18 protein-coding genes are annotated in these 19,940 nt (G+C 71.4%); 8 read left to right on the plus strand and 10 right to left on the minus strand.

Going from position 1 to position 19,940, the window contains the following annotated elements:
* Positions 1-246: 246 nt before the first annotated feature.
* On the plus strand, positions 247-975 hold the full coding sequence (locus QOM21_RS06890; RefSeq protein WP_407548849.1) for a MerR family transcriptional regulator: 729 nt from the start codon (positions 247-249) through the stop codon (positions 973-975).
* Positions 976-1,011: 36 nt separating this feature from the next.
* On the opposite strand, the gene QOM21_RS06895 is transcribed toward QOM21_RS06890, so the two are convergent.
* From QOM21_RS06895 to QOM21_RS06920, 6 genes are all read right to left on the minus strand, one after another.
* Positions 1,012-3,192, minus strand: a complete 2,181-nt coding sequence (locus tag QOM21_RS06895; RefSeq protein WP_407548850.1) for a 3-hydroxyacyl-CoA dehydrogenase NAD-binding domain-containing protein — start codon at positions 3,190-3,192, stop codon at positions 1,012-1,014.
* A 34-nt stretch (positions 3,193-3,226) separates the two neighbouring features.
* Positions 3,227-4,441, minus strand: coding sequence for an acetyl-CoA C-acetyltransferase (locus QOM21_RS06900; RefSeq protein WP_407548851.1), 1,215 nt, complete (start codon positions 4,439-4,441; stop codon positions 3,227-3,229).
* 61 nt (positions 4,442-4,502) lie between these two features.
* Positions 4,503-5,645, minus strand: a complete 1,143-nt coding sequence (locus QOM21_RS06905; RefSeq protein ID WP_407548852.1) for an acyl-CoA dehydrogenase family protein — start codon at positions 5,643-5,645, stop codon at positions 4,503-4,505.
* 15 nt (positions 5,646-5,660) lie between these two features.
* Complete coding sequence (locus QOM21_RS06910; protein WP_407548853.1) at positions 5,661-6,686, minus strand: LLM class F420-dependent oxidoreductase; 1,026 nt, start codon at positions 6,684-6,686, stop codon at positions 5,661-5,663.
* Positions 6,686-7,837 (minus strand): CaiB/BaiF CoA transferase family protein, encoded by a 1,152-nt coding sequence (locus tag QOM21_RS06915; RefSeq protein ID WP_407548854.1) that lies wholly within the window; start codon positions 7,835-7,837, stop codon positions 6,686-6,688. The genes QOM21_RS06910 and QOM21_RS06915 overlap by 1 nt, the downstream gene beginning before the upstream one ends.
* A 200-nt stretch (positions 7,838-8,037) precedes the next feature.
* On the minus strand, positions 8,038-8,418 hold the full coding sequence (locus tag QOM21_RS06920) for an MmcQ/YjbR family DNA-binding protein (RefSeq protein ID WP_407548855.1): 381 nt from the start codon (positions 8,416-8,418) through the stop codon (positions 8,038-8,040).
* A 164-nt stretch (positions 8,419-8,582) separates the two neighbouring features.
* On the opposite strand from QOM21_RS06920, the gene QOM21_RS06925 reads away from it, so the two are divergent.
* Positions 8,583-9,320 carry an MgtC/SapB family protein gene (locus QOM21_RS06925; RefSeq protein WP_407548856.1) on the plus strand — a complete coding sequence of 246 codons (738 nt, stop codon included), beginning with the start codon at positions 8,583-8,585 and terminating at the stop codon, positions 9,318-9,320.
* Between the two features lie 64 nt (positions 9,321-9,384).
* Here QOM21_RS06925 and QOM21_RS06930 read toward each other — a convergent pair whose 3' ends face one another.
* Both QOM21_RS06930 and QOM21_RS06935 read right to left on the minus strand, forming a co-directional pair.
* Positions 9,385-10,920: a sialate:H+ symport family MFS transporter gene (locus QOM21_RS06930; protein WP_407548857.1), complete on the minus strand. Its 1,536-nt coding sequence runs from the start codon at positions 10,918-10,920 to the stop codon at positions 9,385-9,387.
* On the minus strand, positions 10,917-11,129 hold the full coding sequence (locus QOM21_RS06935; RefSeq protein WP_407548858.1) for a hypothetical protein: 213 nt from the start codon (positions 11,127-11,129) through the stop codon (positions 10,917-10,919). Before QOM21_RS06935 ends, QOM21_RS06930 begins: the two co-directional genes overlap by 4 nt.
* A 153-nt stretch (positions 11,130-11,282) precedes the next feature.
* On the opposite strand from QOM21_RS06935, the gene QOM21_RS06940 reads away from it, so the two are divergent.
* Positions 11,283-12,470: a saccharopine dehydrogenase family protein gene (locus QOM21_RS06940; RefSeq protein ID WP_407548859.1), complete on the plus strand. Its 1,188-nt coding sequence runs from the start codon at positions 11,283-11,285 to the stop codon at positions 12,468-12,470.
* A 19-nt stretch (positions 12,471-12,489) separates the two neighbouring features.
* On the opposite strand, the gene QOM21_RS06945 is transcribed toward QOM21_RS06940, so the two are convergent.
* Complete coding sequence (locus tag QOM21_RS06945) at positions 12,490-13,209, minus strand: endonuclease V (RefSeq protein ID WP_407548860.1); 720 nt, start codon at positions 13,207-13,209, stop codon at positions 12,490-12,492.
* 106 nt (positions 13,210-13,315) lie between these two features.
* Between QOM21_RS06945 and QOM21_RS06950 the strand changes: the two genes are divergently transcribed.
* From QOM21_RS06950 to QOM21_RS06970, 5 genes are all read left to right on the plus strand, one after another.
* Positions 13,316-14,335 carry an Lrp/AsnC family transcriptional regulator gene (locus tag QOM21_RS06950; protein ID WP_407548861.1) on the plus strand — a complete coding sequence of 340 codons (1,020 nt, stop codon included), beginning with the start codon at positions 13,316-13,318 and terminating at the stop codon, positions 14,333-14,335.
* Between the two features lie 442 nt (positions 14,336-14,777).
* The gene (locus QOM21_RS06955) at positions 14,778-16,199 is read left to right on the plus strand and encodes an amidase (RefSeq protein WP_407548862.1); all 1,422 of its coding nucleotides are present in this window, start codon (positions 14,778-14,780) and stop codon (positions 16,197-16,199) included.
* Positions 16,200-16,230: 31 nt separating this feature from the next.
* On the plus strand, positions 16,231-16,470 hold the full coding sequence (locus tag QOM21_RS06960) for a hypothetical protein (RefSeq protein ID WP_407548863.1): 240 nt from the start codon (positions 16,231-16,233) through the stop codon (positions 16,468-16,470).
* Positions 16,467-17,939: a sodium:solute symporter gene (locus QOM21_RS06965; RefSeq protein WP_407548864.1), complete on the plus strand. Its 1,473-nt coding sequence runs from the start codon at positions 16,467-16,469 to the stop codon at positions 17,937-17,939. Before QOM21_RS06960 ends, QOM21_RS06965 begins: the two co-directional genes overlap by 4 nt.
* Positions 17,940-18,058: 119 nt before the next feature.
* The gene (locus tag QOM21_RS06970; protein WP_407548865.1) at positions 18,059-18,358 is read left to right on the plus strand and encodes a YciI family protein; all 300 of its coding nucleotides are present in this window, start codon (positions 18,059-18,061) and stop codon (positions 18,356-18,358) included.
* Positions 18,359-18,436: 78 nt separating this feature from the next.
* Here the strand turns inward: QOM21_RS06970 and QOM21_RS06975 are convergent, their stop codons facing one another.
* Positions 18,437-19,855 (minus strand): sugar porter family MFS transporter, encoded by a 1,419-nt coding sequence (locus QOM21_RS06975; protein WP_407548866.1) that lies wholly within the window; start codon positions 19,853-19,855, stop codon positions 18,437-18,439.
* Positions 19,856-19,940 lie beyond the last annotated feature (85 nt).

Raw genomic sequence — 19,940 nt, forward strand, 5'->3', positions numbered from 1 at the left:
GGCCGGATTCCGCGGATCGCGCGAGTCGGCCGACGGCACACCTTCCCCGAAGAGTGCTCCCCCGTCTGTGGGCAAGATCACAGGGCGCCCATACCCGCTGTGAGGTGGGTATGTTTGTCCGTATTTGGTCCGTAGATCGGTGTCGGTCGCCGGAAAGATCATGGCATATCCGGATACCACGATTCGCCCCGGACGGGGCAGCGCGGAAGGTTTCACAGAAGTGGTGAGACAGCAATACTGTTGAACATGATGGAGTCCGCCACCGACCTGACGGTCGACGAACTGGCCGCCCGCGCCGGAGTCACCGTCCGCACCATCCGCTTCTACAGCACGCGCGGGCTGCTGCCGCCGCCCGAGATCGGCCCGAGGCGCGTCGGCCGCTACGGCGCCGACCACCTCTCCCGCCTCGCCCTCATCGAGGAACTCCAGCACCAGGGCATGACGCTCTCCGCCATCGAGCGCTACCTGCAGCAACTGCCGCCCGATCTGAGCGCGCAGGACCTGGCCATCCATCGCGCGCTGGTGGCCGGCTGGATCCCCGACAAGGCCGAGGACGCCACCCTCGACCAGCTGGAGCGGCGGGTCGGCCGGGAGCTGACCGAGGAGGACCTGGACCGGCTGGCGGCCATGAGCGTGCTCGTACGGACCGACGACCCGCAGGTCTTCCAGGTCGATCCGGGGCTGCTGCATCTGGGGACGCGGCTGCTGGACGTGCCCATCGCGCTGGAGACGATCCTGGCCGCGCGCACCGTGGTCATCGAGCACACCCGCTCCGCGGCGCGCGAGCTGGGACGGCTCTTCAAGGACGAGGTGTGGGAGCCGTCCCGTGACGGCGCCCCGGACGCGGAGGAGAGGGCTCGGATGAAGTCGCTCTCCGCCGACATGCAGCCGATGGTGGTGCAGGCGCTGGTCACGGCGTTCCAGCGCTCGATGAAGGAGGAGCTGCGGGAGTGGTTCGGCACCGGGGAGGGGTGAGCGGGGCGGGCCGCCTCGGCCCGCCCCGGCACACGGTCAGTCGCTGAACTTCTCGCCCTTCTCGGCCTTCTCCACCAGCAGCGCGGACGGCGCGAAGCGCTCGCCGTAGGCCGCCTGCAGCTCCCGGGCGCGCGCGACGAAGCCGGGCAGCCCGCCTTCGTAGCCGTTGATGTACTGGATCACGCCGCCGGTCCAGCCGGGGAAGCCGATCCCGAAGATGGACCCGATGTTGGCGTCGGCGACGGAGGTGAGGACGCCCTCCTCGAAGCAGCGGACGGTGTCCAGCGCCTCGGAGAACAGCATCCGCTCCTGCATGTCGCGGAACGGGATGCCGGCGTCGGGCCGGGTGAAGTGCTCGCGCAGGCCCGGCCAGAGCCCGGCCCGCTTGCCGTCCTCGTCGTACTCGTAGAACCCGGCGCCGCCGCTGCGGCCGGGGCGCTCGAACTCGTCCACCATCCGGTCGATGACGGCGTCGGCCGGATGCGGCTGCCAGCTGCCGCCGGCCTCCTCGACCGCCCGCCGGCTCTCCAGGCGGATCTTGCGCGGCAGGGTGAGGGTGAGTTCATCCATCAGGGACAGCACCTTGGCCGGGTAGCCGGCCTGGGCGGCGGCCTGCTCGACGGAGACCGGGTCGAGTCCCTCGCCGATCATCGCCACGCCTTCGTTGATGAAGTGGCCGATGACGCGGGAGGTGAAGAAGCCGCGCGAGTCGTTGACCACGATCGGCGTCTTGCGGATCTGGCGGACCAGGTCGAAGGCGCGGGCCAGCGCCGCGTCGCCGGTCCGCTCGCCCTTGATGATCTCCACCAGCGGCATCTTGTCGACCGGCGAGAAGAAGTGCAGCCCGATGAAGTCGTCCTGGCGCTCGACCCCCTCGGCGAGCGCGGTGATGGGCAGGGTGGAGGTGTTGGAGCACAGCAGGGCGTCGGGGCCGACGATCTGCTCGATCTCTTGGAACACCTTGTGCTTGAGGGAGACGTCCTCGAAGACCGCCTCGATGACGGCGTCACAGCCGGCGAGGTCCTGCGGGTCGGCGGTGGGCGTGATGCGGGCCAGCAGCTCGTCACGCTTCTGCTCGGTCGTCCGCCCGCGGCTGAGTGCCTTCGCGAGGAGGCCCTCCGAATACGCCTTGCCCTTCTGCGCCGCCTCGGCGGTGACGTCCTTGAGGACGACCTGCATCCCGGCCTTGGCGCAGGAGTAGGCGATGCCCGCGCCCATCATGCCCGCGCCGAGGACGGCGACCTTCTCGACCGGGCGGGGCTCGATGCCCTTGGGGCGATTGGCCCCGGAGTTGACGGCCTGGAGGTCGAAGAAGAACGCCTGGATCATGTTCTTGGAGATCTGGCCGGTCACCAGCTCGACGAAGTACCGCGCCTCGATGATCTGGGCGTTCTCGAAGTCGACCTGGGAGCCCTCGACGGCCGCGGCGAGGATGTTGCGCGGCGCGGGGTACGGCGCGCCGTTGACCTGCTTCTTGAGGTTGGCGGGGAACGCCGGGAGGTTGGCCGCGAACTTCGGCTGGGCGGGGGTGCCGCCGGGGATGCGGTAGCCCTTGACGTCCCAGGGCTGCTGCGACTCGGGGTGCTCGTCGACGAAGGCGCGGGCCTTGGCGAGCAGTTCTTCCGGGGTGGCCGCGACGTCGTGGACGAGGCCGGCGTCCTTGGCGCGGGTGGCGTTGTACTGCGTGCCCTGGAGGAGCACCTTCAGCAGCGCGTCGGCGATGCCCAGCAGCCGGACGGTGCGGGTGACGCCGCCGCTGGCGGGCAGCAGTCCGAGGGTGACCTCGGGCAGGCCGATCTTGGTGGCCGGGGTGTCGAGGGCGACGCGGTGGTGACAGGCCAGGGCGATCTCGTAACCGCCGCCCAGCGCCGCGCCGTTGATGGCGGCGACGACCGGCACGCCGAGGGTTTCGATGCGGCGCAGGTCGCGCTTGATGCCGTTGCCCGTCTCGAAGACCTGCTGGGCCTGGGCGGGGGTGACGGCGATCAGGTCGCGCAGGTCGCCGCCGGCGAAGAAGGTCTTCTTGGCGGAGGTGAAGATGACGCCGCGGACGCTGTCCTTCTCGGCCTCCAGGCGGTCGGCGACTGCGGTGAGGGAAGCCTTGAAGGCGCTGTTCATGGTGTTGGCGGACTGGTCGGGGTCGTCCAGGACCAGGGTGACGACGCCGGTCTCGTCCTGTTCCCAGCGAATGGTCGACGGTGCAGTGGGCTCGCTCACTGTGGCTTCTCCGTAAGGGGGTGGGGCGGGGCGGTCAGAGGCGCTCGATGACGGTGGCGATTCCCATGCCGCCGCCGACGCAGAGGGTGACCAGGCCGTAGCGCTTGTCCTGCCGCTCCAGCTCGTCGATGAGGGTGCCGAGGATCATCGCGCCGGTGGCGCCGAGGGGGTGGCCCATGGCGATGGCGCCACCGTTGACGTTGATCTTGTCGAGCGGGAGCCCCATGTCCTTGGCGAAGCGCAGCACGACCGCCGCGAAGGCTTCGTTGATCTCGACCAGGTCGATGTCGTCGATGGTCAGGCCCGCCTTGGCCAGGGCCTTGCGGGCGGCCGGTGCGGGCCCGGTGAGCATGATCGTCGGGTCGGAGCCGGAGACCGCGGCCGCGGCGATCCTGGCCCGGGGGGCGAGGCCGTAGCGCTTGCCGACCTCGGCGTTGCCGATGGCGACGAGGGCGGAACCGTCCACGATGCCGGAGGAGTTGCCGGCGTGGTGGACGTGGTCGATCTTCTCGACCCAGTGGTACTTCTGCAGGGCGACCGCGTCGAAGCCGCCGGCCTCGCCGATCATCGCGAAGGACGGCTTGAGGCCGGCCAGCGATTCGGCGGTGGTGCCGGGCCTGATGTGCTCGTCGCGGTCGAGGACGACCAGACCGTTGCGGTCGCGCACGGGCACGACCGAGCGCTCGAAGCGGTTGTCCTTCCATGCCTCGACGGCTCGCTCCTGGGAGAGCGCGGCGAAGGAGTCGACGTCGTGCCGGGAGAAGCCCTCGATGGTGGCGATGAGGTCGGCGCCGATGCCCTGCGGGACGAAGTTGGTCTCGAAGTTGGTCATCGGGTCCATCGCCCAGGCGCCGCCGTCGGAAGCCATCGCGACGCGGGACATCGACTCGACGCCGCCCGCCAGGACGAGGTCCTCCCAGCCGGAACGGACCTTGGCTGCGGCCATGTTGACGGCTTCGAGGCCCGAGGCACAGAAGCGGTTCTCCTGGACGCCGGCGACGGTGTCGGGCAGCCCGGCGGCGATCGCGGCGACCTTGGCGATGTCCGAGCCCTGGTCCCCGACCGGGCTGACCACGCCGAGCACGACGTCGTCGATGGCGGCCGGGTCCAGCTCGGGGAAGCGGCGGCGGAGTTCGTGGATGAGGCCGACGACGAGGTCGACGGGCTTGGTGCCGTGCAGCGCGCCATTGGCCTTGCCGCGGCCGCGAGGGGTGCGGATCGCGTCGTATACGTACGCTTCGGTACTCAAGTCAAGCAGCCTTTCGCATGAGGGTGGGGCATTCGCAGCGGGTGGGGCCGGCCTGGGCGGGTCAGCCGAGGAGCGAGCGGCCGATGATCTCCTTCATGATCTCGGTCGTCCCGCCGTAGATCGTCTGGATGCGGCCGTCGGTGAAGGCCCTGGCCACGCGGTACTCGGCCATGTAGCCGTAGCCGCCGTGGAGTTGCAGACACCGGTCGGCGACGCGCTTTTGCAGTTCGGTGGCCCACCACTTGGCCATCGAGGCGTGCACCGCGTCCAGTTCGCCGGCGGAGTGGTCGGCGATGCAGCGGTCGAGGAAGGCCCGGGTGACGGCGCATTCGGTGGCCATCTCGGCTATCTCGAACCGGATGTGCTGGAGCTTGGCCAGCGGCCGCCCGAACGCCTCGCGCTCCTTGACGTATGCGCTGGTGATCTCCAGGAGGTACTCCGCGCCGGCGATGGCGGCCACCGCGATGCCCATCCGCTCCTGCGCGAGATGGGTCATCAGATGGACGAACGCGCCGTTGAGCTCACCGAGCAGATTCTCCTTGGGGACCCGCACGTCCTGGAAGAACAGCTCCGCGGTGTCCTGCGACTTCTGACCGATCTTGTCGAGGTTGCGGCCCCGCTCGAAGCCGTCCATACCGCGCTCCACGGCCAGCAGGCTCAGGCCGTGGGCCCCGCCCTCCGGCGTCGTCCTGGCGACGACGATGACGAGGTCGGCGAGGATGCCGTTGGATATGAAGGTCTTGGAGCCGTTGAGCAGCCAGTGGTCGCCGCGGTCCTCGGCGGCGGTGCGGATGCCCTGGAGGTCGGAGCCCGCGCCCGGTTCGGTCATCGCGATGGCGGTGACGATCTCGCCGCTGCAGAAGCCGGGCAGCCAGCGGCGCTTCTGCTCGTCGGTCCCCAGGGTCGTCAGATACGGGCCGATGATGTCGTTGTGCAGGCCGACGGCGAGCCCCGCGGCGCCGGCCCGGGTGAACTCCTCGGCGAGCACGGCGCTGTAGCGGAAGTCCTGCTCCCCGCCGCCGCCGTACTCCTCGGGCACCGCCAGGCCCAGCAGCCCCTGCCGGCCGGCCGCCCGCCAGGCGTCCCGGCTGACGATGCCGTCCTTCTCCCACTGTTCGTAGTGCGGCGTCACCTCCTTGGCGAGGAAGGTGCGTACGGTTTCACGGAAGGCCGCGTGGTCCTCGGTGAAGATCTGGCGCTTCATGGGTACGGGCCCTCCTCAGAGCCAGTTCTTGACGGTCTCGATCAGCTTCGCGGGCTCGGGCCCGACCGGGTGGACGTTGAGCATCGTCACGCCCGCCTCCCGGAAGGCGGCGATGCGGTCGCGGACGTAGCCCTCGGGCCCGCACAGCGACATCAGCTCGCAGAGCTCGTCCGGTACGGCGGCCTCGGCCTCCCGCTTCTTCCCGGCGAGGTAGAGCTCCTGGATGGTGTCCGCGGCACGCTCGTAGCCGTAGGCCGCGGCCAGGTCGTGGTAGAAGTTCTTGCCCTTGGCGCCCATGCCGCCGACGTACAGGGCGATGGTCGGACGGGCGAGGTCCCGCGCGGCCGCGGCGTCCTCCCCGATGGCCAGCAGGCCGCCGGCGACGGTCTGCAGGGGCCCGAGCGCCGGATCGCGCCGGGCCGTGCCCTCGGCGAGCGGGCCGCCCCACACCTCGGCGGCCTTCTCCGGGATGAAGAGGGTGGGCAGCCAGCCGTCGGCGACCTCGGCCGTCATCCGGACGTTGGCGGGCCCGAGCGCGGCGACGTACACCGGGATGTCGGGGCGCACCGGCCGGGTGAGGATCTTCAGCGGCTTGCCGAGCCGGCCGCCCTTCTCCGCCGGCAGCGGCATGTCCGTGATGCCGTGGTGGTCGATAACCTCGCGGCGCCAGATGCGGCGGCACAGCTCGATGGTCTCGCGGGTGCGGCCCAGCGGCTTGTCGTACGGCTTGCCGTGCCAGCCCTCGACCACCTGCGGGCCGGAGGCCCCCAGGCCCAGCAGGGCCCGGCCGCCGGAGACCGCGTCGAGCCCGGCGGCGGTCTGCGCGATCAGTGCGGGTGTGCGGGAGTAGACGTTGAGGATCGCCGAGCCGATCTTGGCGTGCTCGGTGCGGGCGGCGAGGAATCCCATGATCGTCGGTGAGTCGAAGCCATATGCCTCGGCGACCCAGATGGCGTCAAGGCCGGCCCCTTCCAGGGCCGCCACCTGGAGTGCCGCCTCGCGCGGGTCCGCCGCGTACTGGAGTGTCGTGGCGAGTTCCATCAGCTGCCTGTGTCCTTCCGGTGGCCGGGCTCGGCGGTGAGAGCGGGGACCTGCCAGTCGCGTGCGACCTCGGCGGTGTCGGCGCCGGGCTGTGCGGGCGGTGTGCGCACCGCGCCGGGGGTGAGCGAGAAGCGGGGTGCCGGGGCGGGCTGGGTGATCCCCCCGTGGTCGACGAAGGTGCCGCGGGCCGCGAGATGGGGGTGCGCGGGCGCCTCGCGCAGGGAGAGGACGGGGGCCACGCAGGCGTCGGAGTCCTGGAAGAGCGCGGTCCACTCCTCGCGGGTACGGGTCTTGAAGCGGGCGGCGATGGCGGTGCGCAGGTCGCTCCAGGCGGCGAGGTCGTCGCGGCCCGGGACCTCGCCCTCGATACCGAGCAGCCGGACGAATTCGGCGTAGAAGCGCTGCTCCAGTGCGCCGACCGCCATGTGGCCGCCGTCGGCGGTCTCGTAGGTGCCGTAGAACGGCGCGCCGCCGTCCAGGAGGTTGGCGCCGCGCCGGTCCTGCCAGCCGCCGGCCGACAGCATGCCGTGGATCATCGCCGTCAGATGGGCGGTGCCGTCGACGATGGCGGCGTCCACGACCTGGCCCCGGCCGCCGTCGGTGCGGGCGTGCTGGAGCGCGGCGAGGACGCCGATGACGAGGTAGAGCGAGCCGCCGGCGTAGTCGCCGAGGAGGTTGGCGGGGATGGCGGGCGGGCCGTCGGCCGGGCCGATCATGCCCAGCGCGCCCGTGATGGCGATGTAGCCGATGTCGTGTCCCGCGGTGTCGGCGAGCGGTCCCTGCTGCCCCCAGCCGGTCATCCGGCCGTAGACCAGCCGGGGATTGCGCGCCAGGCACTCCTCGGGGCCGACGCCGAGCCGTTCCGCCACGCCGGGCCGGTACCCCTCGATCAGCACATCCGCCCGCGCGGCCAGATCGAGGACCTGCGCCACGCCGTGGGGGCTCTTGAGGTCCACCAGCACCGAGCGCTTGTTGCGGTTGGTGACGTCGTGGTCCGGATCGATGCCCAGGCCGGCGCCCCCGGGCCGGTCGACGCGGACGACATCGGCGCCGAGATCGGCCAGCAGCATGGCGGCGAAGGGGCCGGGGCCGATCCCCGCGAGCTCCACGACGCGCACACCGCTCAGCGGGCCGTTCCCTGACTCTGCCATCGCGCCCCCTGCGGTCGCCGCACTGTGACACTTCTGATGTAACACTCGTGATGTTAAGAACGTGTTCCACTTTCCACAAGCCCCCCTCGCCAAGTGGCGGCCACCGGAAAAGGCCCGTGACGGCGAGGCACAACTGCCATCGCCGTCACGGGCCTTCGCGCACCTCTACCGGCGCGCCTGCGGGCGTCCTGCCGGGCGCCCTACCTCCCGTCGAGTTCGGCGACGAGCTTCTTCGGGGCTATGACGCGGTAGGACTCCTCGACCCAGTCGCAGAGCAGGTCCGCCCGCGGGGCGTCCGCCACCTCCAGCGGAATCCGCACCCACCCCGACCTGCCCAGGCCATATCCGGCCGGCTCGGCCCCGGGCGAGGACAGCGCATGCGCGTGCGCCTCCGGGCTCACCAGCTTCATGGTGAGCCCCAGTGGATAGCTGCCGTCACCGACGCCGAGGAAGACGAAGACCTTCTTGTTGACCTTGATGACGCTCTCGCCCCAGGGGAACTCCTCCACGGCGCCCGGAAGTCCCAGCGCGAACGTCCGCACGCGCTCGCGCACCGCCGCCGGACCCGTTGCCTTCGCCATGAGCTCCTCCACGTCCGTCCCCCGACGGCACCGTGCGCGGTGCCACCGTGCGCCGCGCGCTGCTCCCGCCTCGCACCGGCTCCCTCGCATCCCACGCTAACGGCGACCACCGACAACGGCCCCCGCAGCGCGGGATACCGGGCCGACGGAGGGACAATGCGCCCATGTCACCTCCGCAACTCGCCGCCGCACTGTTCGATTTCCAGCACGGTCAGGGACTGCGTCAGTTCACCGAGCTGGGGATCGCGCTGCTGCTTTCCTCGCTCATCGGGCTGGAGCGCGAGGCCCGGCAGAAGAGTGCCGGGCTGCGCACCCACACGCTCGTCGGGGTGGGCAGCGCGCTGTTCATGGAGGTGTCGATCCACGGCTTCGGCGCGCTGATGGGCATGGACGACGTCTCCCTCGACCCGTCCCGCGTCGCCGCCCAGGTGGTGTCGGGCATCGGCTTCATCGGCGGCGGCCTGATCTTCGTCAAGAAGGACGCCGTCCGTGGACTGACGACGGCCGCCACCATCTGGCTGACCTGCGCCATCGGTATGGCGTGCGGGGGCGGCCTGCCGCTGCTCGCGGCCGGCGCGACGGCGGTGCACTTCCTCATCGTCCGCGGCTTCTCGAAGGTGTCCGAGCGGATGTCCGCGGTGCCGTCCTTCACCGAGGTGGAGCTGCGCCTGACCTACCGCGCCCAACACGGACTGCTGGGCCGCATATTGCAGATGTGCACCAGCGGCGGCTTCCGGGTGACCGACGTACAGGTGCAGACGGGCGGGGGTGAGCGGGTCTCGGCAGAGGTGCTGCTCCGCCTGGAAGGGTCCGGTTCGGCGCATCCCCTGGTCGAGGCGCTGACGGAGCTGGACGGGGTGCGCGGGGTGTCCCTGGGACGGCGCGACGACAGGACCGAGTGAGGACGCCGCCCCGGCCGGATGCGGCACCGCCGCGAGGCGCTCGGCCATGGCAGGATCGGCTTCCTCACGGACCCGGCGCCTCACCTGCTCCGCCCCGTGCCCCGGCGGCCCCTGCCCCGGTGGCCGGTGGCTCCGTCCGGCCGGGCCCTGCGGCGTCCGGCACGAGGTGGTCCTCCGGCACCGCGGGGTCGAGCAGCCGCGCCAGGCGCCGGGGGACGTCGCCGCCCACCAGGAGGATGACGAGCAGCGTCAGGCCGAAGGTGAGGACGGCCAGCGCCCGCCCCAGGGGCATCCCCTCGGCCAGCCGGGCGCCGAGGACGGGGGCCACGGCACCGCCGAGCGCCCCGACGTTGTAGACGAACCCGAGGGAGGCGGCGCGGGACGCGGTCGGGAAGTGGCTCGCGATGTACTTCGGCAGGATTCCCGAGATGCCCTGGCCGAGTGCGAGCAGCCCGAAGAGCAGCACCCCCAGTGAGACCAGGTTGTCCCGTACCGCGAAGACGGGGAAGACGAAGGCCAGCGAGGCGAGCAGGGTGCAGGCGTAGGCACGGCGGGTACCGAACCGGTCGCCGACGAATCCCGCCAGCCAGCAGCCCGCCATGGTGCCGAAGCCCGCGTAGAACATCACGTCGGTGACCTGCGCGGGTGCGTAGCCCAGCTCGGTCTTGAGGTAGGTGGGCAGCAGGGCCTGGATGGGCCAGCTGTAGAGGAAGGCGCAGAACACCGTGGCCATCAGGGACACGTACAGCAGCCATCCGCGGCGGCCGCCGAGTTGGACGGCGAAGGCGGTCAGGCACAGCGCCGCGGCGGCGGACAGCCAGGGGACGTGGCCCGCGCCTGCCGGGGTGAAGACGCAGAACAGGGCGGCGGAGGCGGCCGCGGCGAGGGCGGCGTTGAGCCAGGGGCGGAGGTGGCCGGTGAACAAGGGGCGGAAGGGGTGGGGGCGTTGCGTGCCGCGGGCCGCGGCGTCGCCGATCTCGGCCTGCCAGTCGTCGGCCTCCGGTAGCGCCCTGCGCACCCAGAGGGCGACCAGGACGGGCAGCACACCGATCCAGAACATCCAGCGCCAGCCCCAGTGCGGGACCACCCACTTGTAGAGCTCGGCCGCGAGGACGGTGCCGCCCGCGTAGCCGGAGATCAGGAATCCGGAGGCGCGGTTGCGCAGCCGGGTGGGCCAGCTCTCCAGCACATACGTCACGCTGGCGCTGTACTCCCCCGCCATCCCCAGGCCGATCACCAGGCGGGCGAGGAACAGACTGCCGTACCCCCAGGCGAATCCGCAGGCGAAGGTGCCCAGCGAGTACAGCAGGATGCTGGTGATCATGGCGGCCTTGCGGCCGTAGCGGTCCCCCAGGGCGCCCAGGACCGCGCCGCCCAGCCAGCGGGTGATGAAGGCGCCGGAGATGAGCGAGGCGGCGGTGGCGGTGTCGAGCCGGAACTCGTCGGCGATCTCGGTGAGGACGAGGGTGATCAGGACGAAGTCGAAGCCGTCCAGGAGGTAGCCGATCCAGGCCGCGAACATGGCCTTCCACTGGCGCGGGGTGGCCTCCCGGTACCAGGGGGTGCCTTTGGCGGGGGTGGCCGTGGGGTGGATCGTCACAGCAGTCCTGCCTCCTCGATCAGTCGGCGTACGGTGCGGCGTGCGGCGTCGTCGAGGGGCGGCCGTGGGGCAGCGCCGGCCGGTGTTCCGATGACGCCGGGCAGGGGAAGCACGGCTTCGGCGGGGAGCCGTGCGGGAGGGGCATACGGGCCGGCTTTCTGCCGTGCCGGGCCGTACCGCTGGGGCAGTCGGCCCGGCAATCCGGACATTGGACGTCCTATGTCTTGGGTGAATGTGGCGCCGCGCCGACGCGGCGTCAAGGGTGTCTGCCGCCCGCCGGGCCCAATCGACATGCCGGTTCCGTCATTGACGGGGCGACAGCCACTGCCTAAGGTCCCGACTCCAGGTCGAGAGGACGCGCAATGCGACGGCAGGACACCTCAGGACGAGCTCACGACCTCGTCCTCTACGGCGCCACCGGCTTCGCCGGGGCGCTCACCGCCGAGTATCTGGCCCGGCACGCTCCCGCGGACTGCCGCTGGGCGCTGGCGGGCCGCAACACCGAGAAGCTGGGGCGGCTGCGCGACCGGCTGGCCGCGATCGATCCGGCCTGCGCCGACGTTCCGCTGCTGCGGGCGGACAGCGCCGACGCGGAGTCGCTGCGCGCGCTGGCCGAGGGCACCCGCGTGCTGGCCACGACCGTCGGACCGTATCTGCTGCACGGTGAGCCGCTGGTCGCCGCCTGTGCCGCCGCGGGTACCGACTACGTCGATCTGACCGGTGAGCCGGAGTTCATCGACCGCATGTTCCTGCGGTACGACGCCAAGGCGCGGGCTTCGGGGGCGCGTCTGGTGCACGCCTGCGGCTTCGATTCCGTCCCGCCCGACCTGGGTGTGCACTTCACCGTGGGGCTGCTGCCCTCGGACGTGCCGCTGCGCATCGACGGTTTCGTACGGACCAACGCGACGTTCTCCGGCGGCACTCTGGCGTCCGCGCTGACCGTCGCGTCGCGTCCGGTGGCCATGGCGCGGGCCGCCCGCGAGCGGCGCCGGGCCGAGCCGGGGCCGGACGGGCGTACGGTGCGGGCGCCGTTCGGGCCACCGGTCAGGAACGCGGAGGCGAAGGTGTGGGGAGTGCCGCTGCCGACCCTCGATCCGCAGGTCGTCGCGCGCTCGGCCGCAGCGCTGGACGCTTACGGTCCGGACTTCCGCTACCGCCACTTCGCTGGGGTGCGGTGGCTGCCGATCGCGGTGGGCGGGGCGTTGGGGGCCGGGGCGCTGGCCGCGGTCGCCCAGGTGCCGCCGGCGCGCCGCTGGCTGTCGGGGCGGTTGGAGCCGGGTGACGGGCCGAGCCCGGAGCGGCGGGCGAAGAGCTGGTTCTCGGTGCGCTTCGTGGCCACGGGAGGCGGCAGGAAGCTGGTCACCGAGGTGTCCGGCGGCGACCCCGGATACGACGAGACGGCGAAGATGCTCGCCGAGTCGGCGCTGAGCCTGGCCTTCGACGATCTGCCGGAGCGGTCGGGCCAGCTGACGACCGCGGTCGCGATGGGCGACGCCCTGACGGCGCGTCTGCAGAAGGCGGGTATGTCCTTCCGGGTCGTCGGGGAGTAGCCCACCGCCCCCGGGATGCTCAGGCGGCCGCGAGCGCCTTGCGGCAGAGCGCGTCGGCCGCCCGGGTCGTCTCCGGGAGGCGGTAGCGGGGTGCCAGGTGGAGGGTGTGTGCGCAGGCCCGGTCGAGGTCGACGCGGTGGCCCACGGAGACGAAGACCGGTTTGACGCCCTTCTGGGTGCGCAGGGCTCGGCCCACCTCCTCCCCACTGCCCGCTCCGGTGTCGTCCAGGAGCGGGGAGGCCGCGCCGCGCTCCCCGCCCGGGGCCGCGTAGCGGAAGGTGAACGGGTTCTTGGCGACACCGATGGAGGGCAGGCCGGTGAGCACGCCCAGGTGGCTGGCGAGCCCGAAGCGCCGCGGGTGCGCGAGCCCGTAGCCGTCGCAGACGACGAGGCCGGGGGTGCGGGTGAGGCGGGCGAGGGCGTCGAGGACGGTCGGTATCTCCCGGAAGGCGAGCAGGCCGGGCACATAGGGGAAGGAGACCCGGCCGACGGCGGTGGCTTCGTCGACGACGGCGAGCGTGCGGGCGTCCAGGGCGACGGCGGCCGCGGCGACGACGTCCCGCTCGTCGTCGTAGGCGACGTCCACTCCCACGACGGTGCCGTCGAAGCCCGGCTCCGGGCCGCACTCGTCTAGGCGTACGTGGGGCCGCAACCGGTCCTGGACGGCACGGGCCTGGGCTTCGTCGGCGGGCCAGTGCCGCAGTTCGTCGTCGCGGGAGATCGTTGCGGGAGTGTCCATGGTGGGCGTCACGCTACCGAACCCGTGACCGGCCGGTCCCGCCCGTCGCGGGGCCCGGACCGCTTCGGCCCGGGTCGCTGTCGGTGGCACTCGGTACGGTGGGGGCGTGAATCCAGCCGCTGTTGACGTGGACGCTCTCGACCGCCGCATTATCGCCGCCCTCCAGGTCGACGGGCGCGCTTCGTGGCGCCGGATCGCCTCGGTGCTCGGCGAGCGGGAGCGTACGGTCGCGCGTCGGGCGCAGCGGCTGCTCGGCAGCGGGCTGGTCACGGTGACCGGCCTGGTGGCGCGCGGGGACACGGTCATCGTGCGGCTGCGGTGCCGTCCGAAGATGGTGCGCAGGACGGCGGCGGCGGTGGCCCGGTTGGAGCACGCCGTCTTCAGTTATGTGCTGGCGGGGCCGCTCGATGTGGTGGCCGAGGTGCAGTGCCCGCCCGAGCGGCTGGCGTCGTTGATGATGGAGGAGCTGCCCGCGCTTCCGGGGGTGGTCTCGCAGCATGTGTCGCCGGTGTTGCGGTACTTCCGCACGGTGCACGAGTGGCACCCGGGAATTCTGGACGCGGACGAGACCGCCGCACTGGACCGTTTTCCCGCTCCGGTCGGGCCCGTTGCGGCGCCGGAGACCGAGTTGGGGCCGGAGGAGCAGAGCATTCTGCAGGCGCTGGCCGAGGACGGCCGGCGTACGCACGAGGAGTTGGCCGCCCTCGCCGGGGTGTCGGAGGCGACCGCCCGCCGGCGGGTCGATGCCCTGTCGCGTTCGGGGATGGTGAGCATCCGCGCCTCCGTGGAGCCCGCGGTTCTGGGCCTCCCGGTGGAGGCGCTGCTGTGGATCAGGACCCGGCCCGACGAGGTCGAGGAGGTCGGGCGGCTGCTCCTGGAGTCGCCGCTGGTGCGGTATGTGGCGGTGGTGATGGGTGAGTATCAGCTGCTGGTGGACGTCACCCAGCCGTCCAAGGACGCGCTGCACGCGTTCTTGACGTCCTCGGCGTGGGTGGCGCGCGCCGAGGCGGTCCAGTCCCACCTCGTCGTCGAGGCGCTCAAGCGCAGCGCCGCCGCGACCCCGGTGCTGCGGGAAATCCTCGACGAACAGGGGATCGACGGCGGCGAGTTGCACCCGGCCGTCTGAGCGTCGGCGCGGCATCGTGCGCCGGTCGCCCGACGCGCCCGCCATTCCTCGGACAGGGCGTCATCCGGGCGTGCGGCCAGGGCTCGCGGGTGCGTCCCCGTTCATGCGATCGGAGTGCGCCCGTGCGGCCAGGAGTCGCGACGCGTCCGGTACGAGGTACCCCGCCGGCGAGCCCGATCCGGGCGTTCCCTTGCTCTGGCATGACACTCCAAGCGCCCTAGGCGTCTGAATCCGTCACCAGAAGAGCATGTGAGGCGTACATCCGTCTACGCCTCAGGCTCTTCAAAGTTTTCCGTCAGACCAAAAGCCCAGTTCAGCGCGCCAGTCAGCCGCACAGGCCACCATGTCTACTTTCGTCAGCCTGAGCGTCACCCTTGACGTTTTTCGTCAGCAACCTCAAGATGAGGCCGCTCGCACTCCCTGACACCACCCGAGGCCCTTCATGACCGACGCCCTCCATCAGCTCGACGCCACCGACCTCGCGGCCCGGCTGCGCACCCGCGAGATCTCCGCGAGGGACGTGGTGCAGGCCCACCTGGACCGCATCGGACAGGTCAATCCGGCTGTGAACGCCATCGTGACCCTGGACCCCGAGGGAGCGCTCGCCGACGCCGCGCTCGCCGACGAACGTCTGGCCCGGGGCGCCGACGTCCCTCCGCTGCACGGCCTGCCGATCGCCTTCAAGGACACCCACCTCACCCGTGGCATGCGCACCACCCACGGCTCGCCCCTCTACGCCGACCACATCCCCGACGAGGACGACCTGCTGGTCGACCGGGTGCAGAAGGCCGGTGCCATCCGTCTGGGCAAGACCAACGTCCCCGAGTTCGCCGCCGGTTCGCACACCTTCAACACCGTCTTCGGCACCACCCGCAACCCGTACGACACCACGCGCTCGGCGGGCGGCAGCAGCGGCGGAGCCGCCGCCGCGCTCGCGGCCGGGATGCAGCCCCTCGCCGACGGCAGCGACATGGGTGGCTCCCTCCGCAATCCCGCGTCCTTCTGCAATGTGGTCGGGCTTCGGCCGACTCCCGGACGGGTCCCCGCCCCTGGCGCGGGCGACCTCTGGGACACGCTGTCCGTAGCGGGGCCGATGGGGCGCACGGTCGCCGACACCGCGCTGCTGCTTTCGGTGATGGCCGGCCCGGACCCCCGGTGTCCCGTCAGCCTGGAGACCCCGGGCGCCGCGTTCCGCGTCCTGCTCGACCGCGACCTGCGCGGGCTGCGCGTCGGATGGGCGCCGGACCTGGCCGGACGTGCGCCGGCCGACGCGGACGTGACGGCCGTGCTCGAACCGCAGCTGAAGGTCTTCGAGGAGCTCGGCTGCCACGTCGAGGCTGCCTGCCCGGACCTCACGGACGCCGACGAAACGTTCCGCACCCTGCGGGCGCACAGCTTCGACCTGGCCTTCGGCGGCCTGCTGGAGACCGAGGGCGAGGCCCTCAAGCCCAGCCTCCGCCGGAACATCGAGCAGGGCCGCCGGCTGACCACCGACGACCTCCACAGGGCCACCGCGGCACGCGGCCGGCTCCACCTCGCCGCGCTCGACTACTTCTCCCGCTACGACCTCCTGCTCGCGCCGGTCAGCCAGGTCACGCCGTTCGACGCGGAGTGGGAGTATCCGCCGTCGGTCGCCGGGCAGCCCACCCGGACGTATCTCGACTGGATGCGCTCCGCCTACCTGATCTCCGTCCTCGGCGTACCCGCTCTCTCGGTGCCCGCGGGCTTCACCGCGGGCGGCCTGCCGGTGGGCCTGCAGATCATCGGCCCGCCGCGGGCGGATCTCGACGTCCTCCGAGCCGGCCACGTCTACGAGGCCGCGACGCGTCACGGGCGGCGCCGCCCGGACCTTCCGACGTCCTGACCTCGCCGACCGCCCCATGACCGGAGCACCCATGAGCCTCATCAGATCCGCGCGCGTCCCGCACAAACGCCATACGGCATGGGCCGCCCTGCCGGTGGCCGGATTCCTCTCGACTCCGTTCCTGCCGTTCGTCAACGGCCCGCATCTGTGGTTCGGCCTGCCGTCCGTCCTGGTCTGGACCGTTCTGTGGACGGTCGGCACCACCGCCGCGCTGGCCGCCGTGGAGCACCTGTCCCCCCATCACGACGAATCCGAGGAGGAGGCCCGATGACCACCACCATGCTCATCACGCTTCTCGGCATGCTCGCCGTCGCGGGTGTCGGCATCAGTGGCCGTCGCCGGAGCTCCCGCGCGGAGCTCGGCGAGTGGACCGTGGGCGAGCGGCGCTTCTCCACCGCCACCTCATGGTTCCTGCAGGCCGGCGAGGCCTTCACCACCTTCAGCTTTCTGGGGCTCGCGGGGCTCGCCTTCAGCGGCGGCGTCGGCGCCACGTACGCACTCGGCTATCTGGCGCTCTCCCTGATCGGCCAGTACTTCACGGGTCCGCGGATCTGGCGGCTGGGCCGGGACCACGGCTATCTGACGCAGGCCGACATGTTCGCGCACCGCTTCGGCAGCCCGCTGCTGGGGAAGGTGGTGGCGGTGATCGGCGCGGTGTTCCTCCTTCCGTATCTGCAGTTGCAGATCACCGGCCTGGGCCTCATCGTCCAGCTCGCCACCGGAAGCAGCGCCGGCGCCGATCTGAGCATGATCCTTGCGACCACGCTGACCGTCACCTTCGTCCTGTGGTCCGGCATCCGCGGTATCGCCCGCGCCGCCTACCTCAAGGACGTCCTGATGGTGCTCGCCCTGATCGTGCTGCTCATCGCGGTCCCGGCGGCCGCGGGCGGCGGCGTCGGCCATCTCTTCAGCGTCGTCCAGGACCTCCATCCGGACCTGCTGACGCTTCACCACGGCGATTTCGACGGGACGTGGTTCACCACCGCGATGCTCATCAGCGGGATCGGCGCGGGCTTCAACACCATGCCGCATCTGTGGCCGGCGGTACTGTCCGCGCGCGGCAGCCGGGCATTGCGTTCGAACTACGTCTGGCTGCCGCTCTACCAGGTGGCGCTGGCGGTGCCGGTCATCGTCGGCTTCGCCGGAGTTCTGGCCCTCTCCCCCGGCGCCGCCGGGAACAGCGTGCTCCTCACCCTCGCCCACCACACGCTTCCCGGCTGGCTCGTGGGGCTGGTGGCGGTCGCCGCCGCGGCGGCGGCCATGGTGCCGTCCGCGGCGATCGTCATGGGCATCTCCACCCTCGTCTCGCACAACCTCGTCCCGGCTCGGGGAGAGCGCGCCCGGCTGCGGGTGAACCACCTGTGCGTCGTGTTCGCCTCCGGGCTGGCGCTCGTCCTCGGCCTGGCGCGCCCCGACCTCCTCGCCAATCTGCTGCTGCTCACCTACGGGGGCCTGTCGCAACTGGCCCCGGCGACGGTCATGGCGCTGGCCGCACGGAACCGCCTCGCCGCCGGTCCGGCGCTGCTCGGCCTCCTGACGGGCGTCGGCACGCTCGCCTGGCTGACCTTCGGCGGTCCGGACGTCGGCACCGTCGATACGGGGCTCATCGCCCTGATTCCCAACCTCGTCGTCACGTTCGGCGCGCAGGCCGTGCTGCGAGTGCGTCGTGGGCGGGCGCCGGCGGAACCGTCGCCGAAGCCGGCGGAACAGAGCGTTCCGGCGGATCGTGCCGTCGGCTGACAAGTCCGGTGCGGTGCGCGGAACATGGCCGCCTGGAGGGCACCAGAACCGCTCTGGCCTGCGACTTCCCACCGTCGAGGTGAACCGGCGGCCACTGCGGGCTCCTCTATATTGCCTTTATGTTCGTACTGGAGCTGACCTACACCGCGCCCATTGAACGCGTCGAAGCCGCCCTTCAGGAGCACGTGGAGTGGCTGAAAAAGGAGTTCGCCACGGGGCGCTTCATCGCCGCCGGGCGCAAGGTGCCGCGGGACGGCGGCGTGATCCTGGCCACCGGTGCGGACCGGGCAGCCGTCGAGCAGCTCGTGGCCGAGGACCCCTTCAGCGTGGCGGGGGTGTGCACCTACCGGATCACCGAATTCGCGGCGACCACGACCGCGCCGCCGCTGGAGACGTACCGGGAGACGCCTCCGTCCTGACGTGGCAACACAGGGCCCGGGCCGCCGTCACAGGGCGGCCCGGGCCGTTGCCGTGGGCGGTCGGACACAACCTGGGGCCTAGGGGGCGGTCTCCGGTGCCGGGGTGGGCCACCGGCCCCCGTTGCGCCAGTAGCCCTGGACCTCTTCCAGGTGGCGGCCCTTGGTCTCGGGCGCCGTGACGGAGGCGAAGACCAGGGCGGCGAGAGCGAGCGCCCCGAGGCCGGCGAACGTCCAGGCAGCGCCCGCCCAGGCCATCAGGGACGGGAAGAACTGGGCGATGAGCAGATTGGCGACGAGGTCGGCGGTGAGCATCACCGACGCCCCCGTGGAGCGCAGCTGGGCCGGGAAGGCCTCGCCGGCGTAGACCCAGATCAGCGAGCCGAAGCCGAAATTGAACGCCGCGGTGAACAGCAGGATCGCGCCGAAGCCGACCCAGATCGTGGCGCCGCTCAGCTCACCCCTGCCGAAGACGACGGTCAGGACGGCGAGCATCACCACCATCGTGCCGATGCCGGACAGCAGAACGGCACGCCGCCCGAGCCGGTCGATGATGAGGATGGCGAGGACCGTCGCGGCCAGTGAGGCCAGCTGGACGAAGGACGGCAGCAGGAAGTTCTGCCCGTCCCCGGTGAAGCCCATCTCCTCGAAGATCTGCGGGCTGTAGTACGTCACGGCGTTGATGCCGGTGATCTGGCAGAAGAAGCCCAGGCCGACGACGAAGAGCGTGGCGCGGACGTAGGGCTTGTGCAGCAGCGCACGGCCACCGCCCCCGCTCTCCTGGGCCAGCGCGGCGCTGACGGCCGCGACCTCCGCACGCGGATCGACATCCGGGTCGGTCATCGCCATGACCTCGACGGCGCGTTCCGTTCGGCCTTTGAGGACGTACCAGCGGGGCGTGTCGGGCAGGCGGAACAGCGGGATCAGCACCAGGGCGGCGGGGATCGCCGAGAGGCCCAGCATCCAACGCCAGTGGCCGCCGTCCGACAGGCCCCAGTTCACGAAGTAGGTGAGGACGATGCCGGCGACCGTGGCCACCTGGTAGGCGGCGACGGAGGCGCCGCGGATGCGCGCCGGGGTCGATTCGGCGATGTAGAGCGGCGCGGCGACGATCGAGATGCCGATGGCGACACCGAGCAGGAATCGGACGGCGTCGAGCACCACGACGTTGGGGGCGAGCGCGGACAGCGCGACGAATACGGCGTAGGAAGCGGCCACGATGAGCATCGCCGCCTTGCGTCCGAGGGCGTCCGCGAGCTTGCCGCCGATCAGCGCACCGAGGATGGAACCACCCACCAGAATGCTGTTGACCAGTCCTTTTTCCGCCTCGGTGAGCTGGAAGTCCTGACTCAGGAACACCAGCGCACCGGAGATGCTGCCGGTGTCGTAGCCATAGATGACGCCGACCACGGCACCGGTGAGCGCGAACAGCTTGCCGGTGTGGCGTGACGTCTTGGACGGCGGTGTGGGGGGCGTCGTGGACAGCGTGGCAGTGGACATGGGGGTCCTTTGTGCGGCGAGCGGCCTTGCTTCATGACTGATCTTGCGAGTATTCGGCCTCTTTCACGCAGGTGTCAACAGTTTC

This window comes from Streptomyces sp. Pv4-95 (assembly GCF_045782725.1).
In the GTDB taxonomy this organism is placed as follows: Bacteria; Actinomycetota; Actinomycetes; order Streptomycetales; family Streptomycetaceae; genus Streptomyces.

What these genes read in the sequence shown, in the direction of transcription:
- QOM21_RS06890 (WP_407548849.1), top strand. Translation starts at nt 247, where the DNA reads ATGATGGAGTCCGCCACCGACCTGACGGTCGACGAACTGGCCGCCCGC.
- QOM21_RS06905 (WP_407548852.1), bottom strand. Translation starts at nt 5,645, where the DNA reads ATGAAGCGCCAGATCTTCACCGAGGACCACGCGGCCTTCCGTGAAACC.
- QOM21_RS06910 (WP_407548853.1), bottom strand. Translation starts at nt 6,686, where the DNA reads ATGGAACTCGCCACGACACTCCAGTACGCGGCGGACCCGCGCGAGGCG.
- QOM21_RS06915 (WP_407548854.1), bottom strand. Translation starts at nt 7,837, where the DNA reads ATGGCAGAGTCAGGGAACGGCCCGCTGAGCGGTGTGCGCGTCGTGGAG.
- QOM21_RS06920 (WP_407548855.1), bottom strand. Translation starts at nt 8,418, where the DNA reads ATGGCGAAGGCAACGGGTCCGGCGGCGGTGCGCGAGCGCGTGCGGACG.
- QOM21_RS06925 (WP_407548856.1), top strand. Translation starts at nt 8,583, where the DNA reads ATGTCACCTCCGCAACTCGCCGCCGCACTGTTCGATTTCCAGCACGGT.
- QOM21_RS06935 (WP_407548858.1), bottom strand. Translation starts at nt 11,129, where the DNA reads ATGTCCGGATTGCCGGGCCGACTGCCCCAGCGGTACGGCCCGGCACGG.
- QOM21_RS06940 (WP_407548859.1), top strand. Translation starts at nt 11,283, where the DNA reads ATGCGACGGCAGGACACCTCAGGACGAGCTCACGACCTCGTCCTCTAC.
- QOM21_RS06945 (WP_407548860.1), bottom strand. Translation starts at nt 13,209, where the DNA reads ATGGACACTCCCGCAACGATCTCCCGCGACGACGAACTGCGGCACTGG.
- QOM21_RS06955 (WP_407548862.1), top strand. Translation starts at nt 14,778, where the DNA reads ATGACCGACGCCCTCCATCAGCTCGACGCCACCGACCTCGCGGCCCGG.
- QOM21_RS06960 (WP_407548863.1), top strand. Translation starts at nt 16,231, where the DNA reads ATGAGCCTCATCAGATCCGCGCGCGTCCCGCACAAACGCCATACGGCA.
- QOM21_RS06965 (WP_407548864.1), top strand. Translation starts at nt 16,467, where the DNA reads ATGACCACCACCATGCTCATCACGCTTCTCGGCATGCTCGCCGTCGCG.
- QOM21_RS06970 (WP_407548865.1), top strand. Translation starts at nt 18,059, where the DNA reads ATGTTCGTACTGGAGCTGACCTACACCGCGCCCATTGAACGCGTCGAA.
- QOM21_RS06975 (WP_407548866.1), bottom strand. Translation starts at nt 19,855, where the DNA reads ATGTCCACTGCCACGCTGTCCACGACGCCCCCCACACCGCCGTCCAAG.